The following is a 14,388-nucleotide window of genomic DNA, read 5'->3' as shown; positions in this document are numbered from 1 at the left end:
GCCAGCTTGGGCAGCACTCATCTCATCGTGCACAACATTCACTAAACTGCCTGCATGAACGACGCTGCAAACTACGCGATCTCCGTCGAGGTCGCCCCCCGCTTCCTCGATGACCAGTCCACCCCGGAGGACGGCCGCTACGCGTTCGCCTATACGATCCGCATCCTCAACCGGGGCCGCGTCGCGGCACGGCTGGTGGCGCGCCACTGGCGGATCACCGATGCCAATGGCCGCATCGAGCATGTCGACGGCGACGGGGTGATCGGCGAGCAGCCGCGGCTGCGCCCCGGTGAAGACTTCCGTTACACCTCCGGTGTCATGCTGGAGACCGAGCACGGCACGATGCAGGGGCACTACGACATGGTGGCCGACGACGGCACCGAGTTCGCCGCCCCCATCGCGCCGTTCGTCCTGACCGTTCCGCGCACACTGCACTGATGGAGGCGCACGCATGAGTGTCTGGGCCATCGGCGACCTGCAGGGCTGCTACGACGTCACCCAGCGGTTGCTGGAAAAAATCAACTTCGACCCCGCCGTCGACACGCTGTGGTTCTGCGGCGATCTGGTCAACCGCGGTGGGCAGTCGCTGGAAACCCTGCGCCTGGTCCATTCGCTGCGCGAGAGCAGCGTGATCGTGCTGGGCAACCACGACCTGTCCCTGCTCGCGGTCGGTGCACGCACCGAGGAAGAGCAGCGCAAGGTCAACCCGGACCTGCTGCGCATCGTGCAGGCCGAGGACCGCGACGAGCTGCTGGACTGGCTGCGTCTGCAGAAGCTGGCCCATGTGGACCGCGAGCTGGGCTGGATGATGATCCATGCCGGGCTGGCCCCGAAGTGGACCACCCAGCTGGCCGAAAAGCATGCCCGCGAGGTCGAGCAGCAGCTGCACGGCAGCGGCTACCGCAAGCTGTTCCGCAACATGTACGGTGACAAGCCCAGCTGGTCCCCCGGGCTGGCCGGCTACGACCGCTCCCGCGCGATCATCAATCTGTTCACCCGTATGCGTTACTGCACGCCGCGGGGCCGGATCGGGATCGAAGACAAGGGCACGCCGGGTACGCAGGAACAGGGCCTGTACCCCTGGTTCGAAGTGCCGGGCCGCGCCGAGCGCGACCTGAAGATCGTCTGCGGGCATTGGTCCGCCCTCGGTCTGACCATCACCCAGGGCGTGCATGCGATCGATACCGGCGCGGTCTGGGGTGGCAAGCTCACCGCACTGCAGCTGGATACCGAAGAACTGCGCGTGGTGCAGGTGCCGGGCCGCGATGTGCCCAAGCCGGTGTCCGCGCCGCGTCCGCCGGCTCGCCGCCCGGCCGCCGAGGGTGCGCAGCCGAATGGGCGTCCACCGCGCCAGGGCCAAGGCCAGGGGCGCGACCGTGGCCGGGGCGGCCAGGGCCGACAGGGCGGCGGTGCGAAGCCCGCGCAGAACGCCGAGCAGCAGCCGCAGCAACAGCAACAGCCGCAGAACAACGACGTCACCAGCGACGCCGAATGAGCCGCAGGCCGGTCAGTACGACCGGCCTGCCTGCAGCGCGCGCTCAGGCGCGGCGGTAATCCACGAAATCGAACGCGAACGCGTGCCGCTCGTCGGCCGCGTGGTGTTCGCGCGCCACCTCCACCCACAGCGCCGGATCGACCGGCGGGAAATGGGTATCGGCCGGTACAGTGGTCTGTACCCACGTCAGGTGCAGATCGGTGGCCTGGGCCATGGCCAGGCGATAGATCTCGCCGCCACCGATGACGCACAGCTCTTCGGCCCCCGCAGCGCCCGCTGCCTGCAGCGCCTGCTCGATCGAGGCCACCGCCTGCATGCCGTCGAACGGCACCTGCCCACTGCGGGTCAGCACCAGATTCAACCGGCCCGGCAAGGCACGGCCGAGCGACTGCGCGGTCTTGCGCCCCATCAGGATCGGCTTGCCGACGGTCAGCGCTTTGAAGCGCTTGAGATCGTCCGGCAGCTTCCATGGCAGGTCGTTGTCACGGCCGATGCCGTGGTCGGTGTCCAGCGCGGCGATCAGGGAGAGCCTCATGCGCGTGTTGCTCACACCGCCACCGGGGCCTTGATCGCCGGGTGCGGGTCGTAACCATCGATGCGGATGTCATCGAACTGGAAACCGAACAGATCGGTCACGTCGGGGTTCAACCAGAGATTCGGCAGCGCGCGCGGCTCACGTGCGAGCTGTTCGCGGGCCTGCTCGAAATGGTTGGAGTACAGGTGCGCATCGCCCAGGGTGTGTACGAAATCGCCGACGCCCAGCCCGGTCGCCTGCGCCACCATGTGGGTCAGCAGCGCGTAGCTGGCGATGTTGAACGGCACGCCGAGGAAGATGTCGCCGCTGCGCTGGTACAGCTGGCAGCTGAGCTTGCCGTCCACCACGTAGAACTGGAACAGGTTGTGGCACGGCATCAACGCCATCTGCGACAGCTCGCCCACGTTCCAGGCACTGACCACCAGCCGGCGCGAATCCGGGTTGCGCTTGATCTCGTCCACCAGCCACTGCACCTGGTCGATCGCCCCGCCATCGGCGGTGGCCCAGCTGCGCCACTGCTTGCCGTAGATCGGGCCGAGGTCGCCGTTGGCATCGGCCCATTCGTCCCAGATCCGCACCTGGTGCTCCTTGAGATACCCGATGTTGGTATCGCCCTTCAGGAACCACAGCAGCTCATGGATGATCGAGCGCAGGTGCAGCTTCTTGGTGGTGACCAACGGGAAGCCGTCATTGAGATTGAAGCGCATCTGCCAGCCGAACACGCTGCGCGTGCCGGTGCCGGTGCGATCGGACTTTTCCGTGCCGTGCTCCAGCACATGCTCAAGCAGCTCCAGGTAGGCCTTCATGCCTTGGCGCCCGCGGTAGCGACCGGCAGGACCGGCTGCAGCACCGGCGCACGGCGCGACAGCGCCAGCAACACCAGGCCGAAGGCCACCAGCGGCAGGCTGAGCAGCTGGCCACGGGTGAACCAGTCGAAGGCGAGGTAGACGCCGTTGTCGGGCATGCGCACGAACTCCACCGCGAAGCGGAAGATGCCGTACATCAGCGCGAACAGGCCGGCGATCACATAGCGATGGCGCGGCTTGGCCGATACCGCCCACAGCACCACGAACATCACCAGGCCTTCCAGCAGCGCTTCATACAGCTGCGAGGGATGGCGGGCGTACGGGTTGAGCGCGCCGGTGGCGAACTCGGCCTTGAGCGTGGCCAGGTCCAGCCCGTTCAACGGCGCCGGCAGGCCGCTCGGGAACACCACGCCCCAGGTGCCATCGGTGTACTTGCCCCACAGCTCGGCGCCGATGAAGTTGCCGATGCGGCCGAAGCCCAGGCCCAGCGGCACCAGCGGGGACATGAAATCGAGGGTATCGAACAGGTGCAGGCGATGCTTGCGCGACCACCACCACGCGGCGAACAGCACGCCGAGCAGGCCACCGTGGAAGCTCATGCCGCCGTCCCAGACCTTGAACAGCAGCAGCGGGTTGTGCAGGAATTCCGAGGTGGCGTAGAACAGCATGTAGCCCACGCGGCCACCGACGACCACGCCGAGCATCGCGTAGAACAGCAGATCGGAGAAGCCGTTGGCATCGACCCCGGGCAGGCGCCCGGCCGCGATCCGCTTGCGCCCCAGCCACCAGGCGGCGGTGAAGCCGAGCAGGTACATGATGCCGTACCAATGCACCTTGATCGGCCCAAGCGAGATGGCGATGGGGTCGATGTCGTGGAAATAGATCATGGGCGATGCCTTGCAGGGATGCCGATATTCTAGCGCCGCCCGGGAGCGGCCTCGCGGTGGCCCCGATCACGCGATTGCCGGGCTTCAGCCCAGCATCTGCGGCGTGTCCGGCAGGCCGTCATCCTGTGACCCCGTAACGGGCGGATAGTGCCCGGCCAGCAGGTCGGAAACCTCTTCGATCGCCAGCAGCACGCCCTCCTGCAGCGCGCCCTCGCGCAGCCGCTGCTGCATGTGCGCGCAGATCGCCTGCCACTGCGCCTCACCGATGCGCCCACGCAGCCCGCGGTCGGCGACCAGCTCGATGGCATGGTCGGCCAGCAGCAGGTAGATCAGCACGCCGTTGTTGTGTTCGGTATCCCAGGTGTGCAGCTGTGCGAAGGCCTGCTGTGCGCGCTGCTGTGCGGTGATGCCCTGCCACAACGCGGCCAGCGGCAGAGCCGCTTCCACCGCGAACATCACCTGGCCACCGTGGCGCCGCTCGCCGGCAGTGATCGCATCGGTGATCGCCTGCAGATGTGCGGGTGGGAAGGCGCGCCGCACCGACGGGGAAAACACGTGCCGGAGCCAGCGCATCACCAGCCTCCCGAGGCGCCACCGCCTCCCGAACGTCCACCCCCTCCACCCCAGCCGCCTCCACCGCCGCCGAAGCCCCCGCCGCCGCCACCGAACCCGCCACCGCCCCAGCCACCCCCACCCCAGCCGCCACTGCGCGCGAACACGCCGCCGCGACCGGCCGACGTCAGACCGACCAGCAGGCCCACCACGGCGGCCGCGCCACTGGCGACCACCAGCGAGGTGAACAGGAACGCGGCCACCCCGGCCCCGGCACCGCTCGCCAGCGCGCGCAGCGGTCGCGGCAGCCAGCCCAGGATGCCGCGCAGGAACAGACCGGCAAACAGGCCGATGCCCAGCGCCATCGTCCAGTTGCCACCGGCCGGGGTGTCCTGGGCGCGATGTGTACTGACCGGCGCGGGCAGCGCCTCGCCGTCGATCAGCTTGACCAGCGCGGCGCTGGCGTCGGTGAGGCCACCGGCATAGTCATTGGTGCGGAAACGCGGGGCCAGGTACTCCTGGATCACCCGGTTGGCGATCGCATCCGGAATCGCGCCTTCCAGGCCATAGCCCGGCTCGATGCGGACCCGGCGATCGTCCTTGGCCACCACCAGCAGCACGCCGTCATCCACGCCCTTGCGGCCGATGGACCACTGCTCGAACACCCGCTGGGTGTACTGCTCGATGGTTTCCGGCGCGGTGGTCGGCACCATCAGGATCTGCAGCTGGCTGCCCTTGCGCTGCTGCAACGCCAACGCCTGCGCTTCCAGGGCCTGGATCTGCGCCGCATCCAGGGTGCCGGTGGTATCCACCACCGGCGAGGACATCGCCGGGATCGCGGCCTGGGTCTGCGCCCAGGCCGGCAGCGCCAGCGCCAGGCAGAACAGCAGCAGGCAACGCAGCAGGCGCGTGGTCACGGGCTCAGTTCGCCGGCTGCGGCTGCTGCGGCGGCGCCTGCGGTGCGGGTGCCGGGGCCGGGGCCGGTGGCTGCGAACCGAACTTGACCGCCGGCGGCTGCGAGATCTGCGCTTCGTTCTCCACCGTGAAGTTCGGCTTGGTCGCATAGCCGAACAGCTTGGCGGTGATCACCTGCGGGAACTGGCGGATGTAGGTGTTGTAGTCCTGCACCATCTGGATATAGCGGCCGCGCGCCACGGTGATGCGGTTCTCGGTGCCTTCCAGCTGTGCCTGCAGATCGCGGAAGCCCTGGTCGGACTTCAGGTTCGGGTAGTTCTCGGTGACCACCAGCAGGCGCGACAGCGCACCGCTCAGCTCGCCCTGGGCCTGCTGGAACTGCTTGAGGGAGTCGGCATCGTCGGCATTGACGTTGACCTGCCCCACGCGCGCACGGGCGTTGGTGACATCGGTCAGCACCTGGCGTTCCTGGTTGGCATAGCCTTCCACGGTCTGCACCAGGTTGGGGATCAGATCGGCGCGGCGCTTGTACTGGTTGAGCACCTCGGCCCAACCGGCCTTGACCTGCTCATCCTTCTGCTGGATGGCGTTGTAGCCACAACCGGACAACAGGGAGGCCAGCACGGCCAGGCACAACAAACGGGAGAACGATCGCATGGCCGGCTCCGGATCTCGATGAACGGGATCCGGAGCATGCCATGTTCCGGGTAAAGCGGATGTGGGTACCGACCGACGGTCGGCACCTCCCCCTTACCAGTTGCCGGCACCCGGCACGTTGTGCGCCACGGCGCGGCGGCGCATCAGCAGGTTCAGCCATTCCACCAGCACCGAGAAGCCCATCGCGGCGTAGATGTAGGGCTTGGGCACGTGCACGCTCAGGCCGTCCAGGATCAGGACCACGCCGATCAGCAGGATGAAGGCCAGGGCCAGCATCTTCACGGTGGGGTTGGCATCGATGAAGCGGCCCAGCGGGTTGGCGGCCAGCAGCATCACGGCGACCGACAGCAGGATCGCAGCGACCATCACCGGGATGTGGTCGGCGATGCCCACGGCGGTGATCACCGAATCCAGCGAGAACACGATGTCGATCACGGCGATCTGCGCGATCACCATGCCGAACACGGCCGAGGCCTTGGTGGTGGTGGGGTCTTCGTCTTCGCCGCCGGTGATCAGCTCGCGGATCTCCATGGTGCCCTTGATGATCAGGAACAGGCCACCGAGGATCAGCACCAGGTCGCGGATGGAGATGCCCATGCCGGCGATGGTGAACAGGTTGGCTTCCATGTGGGCCAGATAGGCCAGCGAGACCAGCAGCAGGATGCGGGTGATGCAGGCCACCGCGATGCCGAGCTTGCGCGCGAACGGACGGCGCGCCTCGGGCAGCTTGCTCACCGCGATCGAGATGAAGACCAGGTTGTCGATGCCCAGCACGATTTCCAGCGCGCTCAGCGTAAACAGGGTCAACCAGACATTGGGGTCGGACAACAACTCAAGGAACATGGACTTCCATCCTTACAGGGGGGATGACGCGCGTGACGCGCCAGAAGTGTTACGTCAGAAGATCTGCGGCAGCAGGATCAGGACCCAGCACACCAGTACGTTCATCATCAGCACGAACACGGCGGCCGAGCCCATGTCCTTGGCACGCCCGGCGAGCTCATGGAACTCGGCGCCGTAGCGTTCGATCACCGCCTCGATCGCCGAGTTGGCCAGTTCCATGGCCAGCACCAGCAACACCGAGCCGATCATCAGCGCACGCTCCACCGGAGTCTGGCCGAGCCAGAGCGCCAGCGGGGCGAGCACGATCAGCAGGTAGACCTCCAGCCGGAACGAGGACTCGTGCAGCCAGGCCGCACGCAGCCCCTGCCAGGACCAGACCGCGGCCTTGAAGATGCGCTTGGGGCCGCGCGGCAGGTGGCCGATTTCATCCGCCATGGGCACGCACCCCGGTCGGCAACGCGGGCCGGAACGGCAGGAACAGCACACGGCAGACAGTCATGGGCATCGCTGAATGGGGCAGGCAATCGCTCATTTTGCCATAAGCCGGCCAAGGCATTGTCGAAGGCGGCCAACGCCCGTCCGTGGTAAAGCGCGGCCTGGCGGCAGCTTTTATGATGGACGCCTGCCCGTCCGGGCACCCGAGCGGGTGCCCCACCCCAGGAGTTGCCCATGCTGCATCGCTGCGCCCGCCCCGTTCTGCTCGCCCTTGCCCTGGGCGCCGCCCTGCCCGCGTCGGCCCGTACCCGGGGCCCCGCTGCACCGCAGGTACCCACCCAGGTCTCCAACGTGGCCTGGGCCGGCGACATGGCGCAGTTCGCGGCCCAGGATGCGGCTAACCCGCCGCCGCGCGGTGGCATCGAATTCATCGGCAGCTCCTCGATCCGCATGTGGGAGAGCCTGGCAGCTGATTTCCCGGGCCAGCCGGTGTTCAACCGCGGCTTCGGCGGCTCGGAGGTGCGCGACAGCACCTGGTATGCCGATCGCATCGTGATCCCGTATGCGCCGTGCAAGGTGTTCTTCTACGCCGGCGACAACGACCTCAACAGCGGCCGCAGCCCGGACCAGGTCCACGACGACGTGGTCGCCTTCGTCAAGCGCGTGCACCGCGATCTGCCCAGGACCACGGTGGAGTACATCTCGATAAAGCCCAGCCCCTCACGCGCCAACCTGCTGCCGGCGATCAACGAGGCCAACGCGATGATCAAGGCCACGCTGGCCACGCTGCCCAACACCGGCTACACCGATGTCTACACGCCTATGCTCGGTGCCGACGGCCAGCCGCGCGCCGCGCTGTTCCGCGAGGACATGCTGCACATGACGCCGGAAGGCTATGCGATCTGGCGCAAAGCGCTGGCACCCAAGGTGCAGTGCAACTGAGCCACGCCGGGAGGCGCAGCGCCTCCCCGACTCAGCGGTAGTGGATCGTGGCCTGGGTACCCTGCCCGGGCTCGCTGGTCAGGGCGATCTTCCAGCCGAAGCGGTCGCACAGCCGGCGCACGATCGACAGCCCCAGCCCGGTGCCCTGTGGGCGGCTGGGCTCGGCACGATAGAACGGCTCGAACGCGCGCCCGAGTGCTTCGGCGGACATGCCGATGCCGGTATCGCGCACGACCACGCGATCGTCTTCGACATCGACGTCGATCCGGCCTTCGTCGGTATAGCTGCAGGCATTGCGCAGCAGGTTGCTGACCACCACCTGCAGCACCCGCGGTGGCGCGTGCAGCATCACCGGGCCATTGCTGTGCAGGTGGATCTCCACGGGCCGCCCGGCGATCAGCTCGCGGGCGTTGTCGACCTCGTAGCGGACGATCTCGTTGACGTCGAACAGCTCGACCTGCGGCTCGACATCGGCCTCGCGGGCGAGGATCAGGAAGGCATCGATCACCGCCTCCATGTCACGCCCGGCGCGCTGGATGCGCTGCAGGCCGCGGCGCAGGCGCGGGGTCATGTCCTGGTCGCCCAGCGCCATGTCGCTGGCCACCCGGATCACGGTCAGCGGGGTGCGCAGCTCATGGCTGGCATCGCGGGTGAAGTTGCGCTCGCGCGCGACGTGCGCGGTGACCTTGGTGGCCAGCGAGTGCAGCGCGGCGGCCAGCTGGCGGGTCTCGCCCTGCATGTCGGCCGGCAGCTTGGCCGGGGCCAGATCGGCCGCTTCCGGATGCCCGGGGTCCCAGCGCGAGACGCGCCTGGCCAGCCAGTTCACCGGTGATACCAGGCGTTTGGAGGCGCGGTAGGTGATCCATGAGGCGCCGTAGACGGCCAGCAGGGTCAGCAGCACCGGCACGATGCCGAACCAGAACGCCAGCATCTCCGCGCGCGAACGCAGGAACACCAGATAGAGGCGGCCTTCCGGACGCGCATCGACCAGCACCAGCTGGTCGTCGTCCTTGAGCTCATGGAAGCCGGGGGGGAGCGTGCGCAGGTTGGCCGGCAGGCTCAGCGGCGACTGCCCGGTCTCGAGCAGGTAACCGCGGATGTTCTGGGTATTGGGCGGGGGCTGCACCGGCGAGGCCTCGTGCAGTTGCCAGTAGTAGCCGGCCTCCTCCTGCAGCGCGCTGCTGACCAGGCTGTGCTTGATCACCAACGACACCAGCCAGGCGCCCAGCAGGATGCCCAGGCTGGCGAGCACGGCTTGGAGGATGAAGACGATGCGGATCTTGCGCGGCAGACCGTGCGGCATTACGGGGTCCAGGGCGGTTCGCGGCGATTATAGGAAAGCTTGCCGTGAGTCCATCGTGCAAACCATGACAACGGCCCGGCAGAGGCCGGGCCGTCATGCTCCAGAGGGTACCGGAGGATCGGATCGCTCATGCCGCCCGCAGGCGGCCGAGCGGCGATCGACCGCCCATCAGCTCATCGGCTGGGCGATATCGGCAATACGGTAGCCGGCGCTCTGCACGGTGTGCAGCAGCGGGCGGTCGAACGGCTTGTCGATGATCTTGCGCAGGTTGTACAGATGGCTGCGCAGGGTGTCCGAGTCGGGCAGGCCATTGCCCCAGATCTCGCGTTCGATTTCCTGGCGGGTCACCACACGCGGCGATTCGCGCATGAGGATCGTCAGCAGGCGCAGGCCGATCGGCGAGAGCTGCAGTTCGGTGCCGGCACGCGTCGCGCGCATGCTGACCGGATCGAGCACGAGGTCGGCGACCTTGAGCACTTCCGAGCCGACCTGGCGACGCTCGCGGCGGATCAGCGCGCGCAGGCGGGCTTCCAGTTCCTGGATCGCGAACGGCTTGGTCAGGTAGTCATCGGCGCCGAACCCCAGGCCGGTGAGCTTGTCGTCCAGCGTGTCGCGCGCGGTCAGCATCAGCACCGGCGTGGACTTGCGCGCGTCGTTGCGCAGGCGGCGACAGACTTCGATGCCGTCCAGACGCGGCAGCATCAGGTCCAGCACGACCACGTCGTAGCTGTTCTCGGCCGCCAGACGATAACCGTCCAGCCCATCCTGGGCGTAGTCGACTTCGAAGCCGCGCCCTTCCAGGTACTCGCCGATCATCTCGGAAATATTACGGTTGTCTTCGACCACCAGCACCAGGCCGGAGGTCTCCTTTGTCTGACGCATGGGATTCCCTCTTTCTTCAGCTTTGTGAAACATGCCGCATCGCCAGTGGACGCGGTGTGAAGTTCCTCACACACCGATCAAAGCAAGGGTTTTAGCAACGGCCAGACGTTGTCCAGCACCTGCGGCTGCGCAGCGGCGGTGGGGTGCAGCCCGTCGGCCTGCATCAGGTTCGGCTTCAAGGCCACCCCCTCAAGCAGGAACGGCAGCAGCGGCACGCCGTACTGTTTGGCGAGCTCGGCATAGGTCTGGCGCAGGCGCTGGCGGTAGGCCGGGCCATAGTTGGGCGGCACGTCGATGCCCAGCAGCAGCACCTTGGCGCCCGCCTTCTGGCTGGCCACGATCATCTTTTCCAGGTTACCGCGCAGTTGCGCCGGGGTGAGCCCGCGCAACGCATCGTTGCCGCCCAGTTCGATCACCACCACGGAGGGCCGGTGCTTCTCCAGCAGCCCTGGCAGGCGAGTCAGCGCGCCGGCGGTGGTTTCGCCGCTGATGCTGGCGTTGATGATCGCCGGCGGCGCCTTGATCTGTTGTTTGACCCGCTGCTGAAGCAGGTTTACCCAGCCCGACGCGGCCGGGATATTGTGGGCGGCACTGAGGCTGTCGCCGACCACCAGCACCGCCGCACGGGTGTCCGGAGCTTTGGCACAGGCCAGCATCGGCATCAGCATCAGCAGCAACCCTGCCAGCAGCCAGCCCATCGAGGCCACGCGGCCCATTCCACTTGCTTGGTTCATTGGAGAATCCTCATCGACAGCCTGTCCCCCCGCAGCGCGCCCGTCGCCATCGCCGCCCACAACGTGGGCAAGTCCGCACGTGGCCCGGAGGGTGAAGTCCACATACTGGACAACATTGACATGACCGTCCATGAAGGCGAGAGCGTGGCCATCGTCGGCGCTTCAGGTTCGGGCAAGACCACCCTGCTCGGCCTGCTCGCCGGGCTGGACCTGCCCACCCACGGCACCATCGCGCTGGCCGGTGCCGAGCTCAACACGCTCGATGAGGAAGCCCGCGCGCAGCTGCGCGCACGCGAGGTCGGCTTTGTGTTCCAGAGCTTCCACCTGCTGCCGGCACTGACCGCCGAAGAGAACATCGCGCTGCCGCTGGAACTGGCCGGCCGCGAGGATCCCGCGCGGGTTCGCGAGGTGCTGGAACAGGTCGGCCTGGGCCATCGTGCACGTCACTACCCGCGCCAGCTTTCCGGTGGCGAGCAGCAGCGTGTCGCACTCGCGCGTGCGTTCGTGGCGCGGCCGCGCATCCTGTTCGCCGATGAGCCGACCGGCAGCCTGGACCAGACCACCGGGCAGCAGATCAGCGACCTGTTGTTCGCGCTCAACGCCACCAGCGATACCACCCTGGTGCTGGTCACCCATGACCTGCGCCTGGCGCAGCGCTGCGAGCGCATCTACCAGCTCGACGGTGGCCGCCTGGCCGACACCGTTGCCGGTGCCGGTGCAGGTGCAGGTGCAGGCGCGTGAATGTCGTGCGCCATGCGGCGCGTGCGCTGCGTCGCGAATTCCTGGCCGGCGATCTGCTGACGGTGTTCGCTGCGCTGGTATTGGGCGTGGCGGTGATGACCGCCGTCGGGACATTGGTCAACCGCGTGACCCTGGCACTGACCGGCAGCGCGGCGGAGATGCTTGGCGGTGATCTGGGCCTGAGCGGCCGTGAAGACATCCCGCAGACCTTCGCCGATGCAGCGCGCGAGCGCGGCTTGGCCAACACGCGCATGGTCAGCTTCCCCAGCGTGCTGTTCCATGGTGATGACAGCCAGATGGCCAACATCAAGGCGGTGGCCGATGGCTACCCGCTGCGCGGTGAACTGCAGGTCAGCCGCACGCTGCATGACAGCGCCAGCGAAACCGCGGGAACGCCGCCGCCGGGCGAAGCGTATGCCGATCCCCGCCTGATGCAGGCGCTGGGCCTGCAGGTGGGCGATGCACTGGAATTCGGCGCGGGCACGTTGAACGTGACCCGCGTGCTGCAGGCCGAGCCGGACACCTCCGGTGAGCTGATGCAGCTGTCGCCGCCGCTGCTGGTGAACCGCATCGATGTGGATCGCGCCGGCCTGCTCGGGCCGGGCAGCCGCGCGTCCTATCGCATGATGTTCGCGGGTGACCAGGCGCAGATCGAGGCGTTCCGCGAATGGCTCACACCGCAGGCCAAGGGCTACCGCATTGTCGGCATCGCCGATGCCCAGCGCGGTGTGCGTGGCGCGTTCGATCTGGCCGGTCGCTTCCTGTCGCTGGCCGCGCTGCTGGCGGTGTTGCTGGCCGGTGTCGCCACCGCGCTGGCCGCCAACCGCTTCGCGATGCGACGCATCGACCAGGTCGCGATCCTGCGCTGCCTGGGCGCGCGCCAGCGCGACATCCTCACTGCGATGGCACTGCAGCTGGTGATGCTGGCGATACCGGCCTGCCTGGTCGGTATCGGGCTGGGCATGGCCGCGCAGGCCGGGCTGGTGCAGGCGCTGGGGGGATTGATCCCGAACCGCCTGCCCCTGCCGCAAGCCACGCCGGCACTGAGTGGAGCCGGCATCGGGCTGGTGCTGCTGCTGGGCTTTGGTCTGCCGCCGCTGCTGCGCCTGCGCAGCGTGCCGCCGATGCGCGTGCTCAACCGCAGCTTCGCCGCGCTGCCGCCGAGTTCGATGCTGGTCTATGCCGCAGCATTGGCGGCCACCGTGGCACTCACCGTGCAGGCCACCGGCGATGTAAAGCTGGCCGCGTGGGTGCTCGGCGGGCTGGCTGCACTGGCCGCCCTGGCCGGCGCGCTCGGTGCGCTGCTGCTGTGGCTGCTGCGCGGGCTGCAGCCGCGCCTGCGCGGGCGCTGGAAGCTGGGGCTCGCCTCGTTGACGCGCCGCCGCGGTCTGGCGGTGATGCAGCTGGTCGGCCTGTCGCTGTCGCTGTGTTCGCTGCTGCTGCTGTCGGTGATCGGTCCGGGGCTGTTGGCGCAGTGGCGCGATCGCTTGCCGACCGATACGCCGAACTACTTCCTGATGAACATCCAGCCCGAGCAGCGCGATGCCGTGCTGGCCACGCTGGGTGGGCTGGGCGTAGCTTCGCCGGGCATTGAACCGTTCAGTACCGGCCGCCTGCTGGCGGTCAATGATCGGCCGCCGCAGCGACAGGCGCGCGAGGACAACAGCAACGAGGATGACGATGCCAACCGGCCGGTCAATTTCTCGTGGCGGCATGATTTCCCGCCGGCCAATACGCTGCTCAGCGGGACGTTCTGGAAGGCGGGCAGCACGGCGGCAGAGGCCTCGATCGAGCAGGGCTGGGCCGAGCGCTACGGGATGACGCTGGGCGACACGGTGACGCTGCAGATGGGCGATCAGGAGCGCAGTTTCACGATCACCAGCATCCGCAAGGCGGACTGGGATTCGTTCCGGGTCAACTTCTTCCTGCTGCTCAACGAAGGCGCGGTTGCCGATGCGCCGTACAACCTGATCACCGCCTTCCATCTGCCACGCGCGCAGGCACCGGCGCTGGCTGGGCTGACGCGGGAGTACCCGAACATTTCACTGTTGGATATCGACGGCATCCTTGAGCGGGTGCGCGAGGTGGTGGATCGGGTGAGCCAGGCGGTGCAGCTGGTGATGGGGTTCAGTCTGCTGGCCGGGCTGCTGGTGCTGCTGGCGGCGTTGCAGGCGACGGCCGGTGAGCGGCGCTACGACAGTGCGGTGCTGCGTACGCTGGGGGCGACGCGCCGTCAGCTGCGCGGTGCGGTGCTGGTGGAGTTCGGTGCGCTGGGGCTGTTGTCGGCGTTGTTGGCAGTGGGCGCGGCAGCGCTGCTGGGCACGGTGGTGGCGCGGCAGGTGTTCGAGTTGACGCTGAGCCCGCCGTGGGGCCCGTTGTTGGTGGGCGGTGGGTTGGGTGTGCTGTTGAGCATGGCGGCCGGCTGGTGGGGGACGCGACGGATTCTGCATACGCCGCCGGCGTTGGCGCTTCGGGAGGCGTGAGTTTGGGGCGCCGTTGCATTGAAAGCGAAAGCGACGGCGTCCATGCGTCCACTGCCTGAAGGCTGGCGGGCAGCCCCGCCCAGGACGCGCCGTAAACCCATCCCTGGGGGCTCGTGGGCGCCATCCTTGGCGCCCTGACGGTCCTGGGCAGGGCTACCCGCCATCCTTCTCGAGGGAT

Annotated in this window: 16 protein-coding genes; 5 read left to right on the top strand and 11 right to left on the bottom strand. The window is 67.9% G+C overall.

The window, feature by feature from the left end; translation table 11 throughout:
• Positions 1-54 precede the first annotated feature (54 nt).
• Both apaG and BCL79_RS15890 read left to right on the top strand, forming a co-directional pair.
• Positions 55-438: a Co2+/Mg2+ efflux protein ApaG gene (apaG, locus tag BCL79_RS15895; RefSeq protein ID WP_121042792.1), complete on the top strand. Its 384-nt coding sequence runs from the start codon at positions 55-57 to the stop codon at positions 436-438.
• A 13-nt stretch (positions 439-451) separates the two neighbouring features.
• Positions 452-1,495, top strand: coding sequence for a symmetrical bis(5'-nucleosyl)-tetraphosphatase (locus BCL79_RS15890; RefSeq protein ID WP_121042790.1), 1,044 nt, complete (start codon positions 452-454; stop codon positions 1,493-1,495).
• A gap of 43 nt (positions 1,496-1,538) precedes the next feature.
• On the opposite strand, the gene BCL79_RS15885 is transcribed toward BCL79_RS15890, so the two are convergent.
• From BCL79_RS15885 to BCL79_RS15850, 8 genes are all read right to left on the bottom strand, one after another.
• Positions 1,539-2,030, bottom strand: a complete 492-nt coding sequence (locus BCL79_RS15885; protein WP_121042788.1) for a dihydrofolate reductase — start codon at positions 2,028-2,030, stop codon at positions 1,539-1,541.
• An 11-nt stretch (positions 2,031-2,041) separates the two neighbouring features.
• The gene (locus tag BCL79_RS15880) at positions 2,042-2,836 is read right to left on the bottom strand and encodes a thymidylate synthase (RefSeq protein ID WP_121042786.1); all 795 of its coding nucleotides are present in this window, start codon (positions 2,834-2,836) and stop codon (positions 2,042-2,044) included.
• Positions 2,833-3,723, bottom strand: a complete 891-nt coding sequence (gene lgt / locus BCL79_RS15875; RefSeq protein ID WP_121042784.1) for a prolipoprotein diacylglyceryl transferase — start codon at positions 3,721-3,723, stop codon at positions 2,833-2,835. The genes BCL79_RS15880 and lgt overlap by 4 nt, the downstream gene beginning before the upstream one ends.
• A gap of 84 nt (positions 3,724-3,807) precedes the next feature.
• Entirely contained in the window at positions 3,808-4,296 is a 489-nt protein-coding gene (locus BCL79_RS15870; protein ID WP_121042782.1) for a TPM domain-containing protein, read from the bottom strand.
• Positions 4,296-5,102 carry a TPM domain-containing protein gene (locus BCL79_RS15865; protein WP_428999469.1) on the bottom strand — a complete coding sequence of 269 codons (807 nt, stop codon included), beginning with the start codon at positions 5,100-5,102 and terminating at the stop codon, positions 4,296-4,298. The genes BCL79_RS15870 and BCL79_RS15865 overlap by 1 nt, the downstream gene beginning before the upstream one ends.
• A 94-nt stretch (positions 5,103-5,196) precedes the next feature.
• The gene (locus tag BCL79_RS15860) at positions 5,197-5,847 is read right to left on the bottom strand and encodes a LemA family protein (protein ID WP_121042778.1); all 651 of its coding nucleotides are present in this window, start codon (positions 5,845-5,847) and stop codon (positions 5,197-5,199) included.
• 93 nt (positions 5,848-5,940) lie between these two features.
• Positions 5,941-6,690, bottom strand: a complete 750-nt coding sequence (locus tag BCL79_RS15855; protein ID WP_088433998.1) for a TerC family protein — start codon at positions 6,688-6,690, stop codon at positions 5,941-5,943.
• Between the two features lie 54 nt (positions 6,691-6,744).
• Positions 6,745-7,125, bottom strand: a complete 381-nt coding sequence (locus tag BCL79_RS15850; protein ID WP_019182439.1) for a diacylglycerol kinase — start codon at positions 7,123-7,125, stop codon at positions 6,745-6,747.
• A gap of 234 nt (positions 7,126-7,359) precedes the next feature.
• On the opposite strand from BCL79_RS15850, the gene BCL79_RS15845 reads away from it, so the two are divergent.
• Positions 7,360-8,067 carry an SGNH/GDSL hydrolase family protein gene (locus BCL79_RS15845; RefSeq protein ID WP_121042776.1) on the top strand — a complete coding sequence of 236 codons (708 nt, stop codon included), beginning with the start codon at positions 7,360-7,362 and terminating at the stop codon, positions 8,065-8,067.
• 31 nt (positions 8,068-8,098) lie between these two features.
• On the opposite strand, the gene BCL79_RS15840 is transcribed toward BCL79_RS15845, so the two are convergent.
• The 3 genes from BCL79_RS15840 to BCL79_RS15830 form a co-directional block, all read right to left on the bottom strand.
• Positions 8,099-9,370 (bottom strand): sensor histidine kinase, encoded by a 1,272-nt coding sequence (locus BCL79_RS15840; RefSeq protein ID WP_121042774.1) that lies wholly within the window; start codon positions 9,368-9,370, stop codon positions 8,099-8,101.
• A 168-nt stretch (positions 9,371-9,538) separates the two neighbouring features.
• Positions 9,539-10,252, bottom strand: a complete 714-nt coding sequence (locus tag BCL79_RS15835) for a response regulator transcription factor (protein ID WP_019182442.1) — start codon at positions 10,250-10,252, stop codon at positions 9,539-9,541.
• Between the two features lie 77 nt (positions 10,253-10,329).
• The gene (locus tag BCL79_RS15830; protein ID WP_428999468.1) at positions 10,330-10,950 is read right to left on the bottom strand and encodes an arylesterase; all 621 of its coding nucleotides are present in this window, start codon (positions 10,948-10,950) and stop codon (positions 10,330-10,332) included.
• Between the two features lie 156 nt (positions 10,951-11,106).
• Here BCL79_RS15830 and BCL79_RS15825 point away from each other — a divergent pair, with 156 nt between their 5' ends.
• Both BCL79_RS15825 and BCL79_RS15820 read left to right on the top strand, forming a co-directional pair.
• Positions 11,107-11,727, top strand: a complete 621-nt coding sequence (locus BCL79_RS15825) for an ABC transporter ATP-binding protein (protein WP_259462194.1) — start codon at positions 11,107-11,109, stop codon at positions 11,725-11,727.
• Positions 11,724-14,210, top strand: a complete 2,487-nt coding sequence (locus BCL79_RS15820) for an ABC transporter permease (protein ID WP_121042768.1) — start codon at positions 11,724-11,726, stop codon at positions 14,208-14,210. Before BCL79_RS15825 ends, BCL79_RS15820 begins: the two co-directional genes overlap by 4 nt.
• Positions 14,211-14,388: the final 178 nt, after the last annotated feature.

Source organism: Stenotrophomonas rhizophila (assembly GCF_003651185.1).
Lineage (GTDB): Bacteria > Pseudomonadota > Gammaproteobacteria > Xanthomonadales > Xanthomonadaceae > Stenotrophomonas > Stenotrophomonas maltophilia_Z.
The sequence above is the reverse complement of the archived record's forward strand: the minus strand, read 5'-3'. Positions and strand labels throughout refer to the sequence as shown.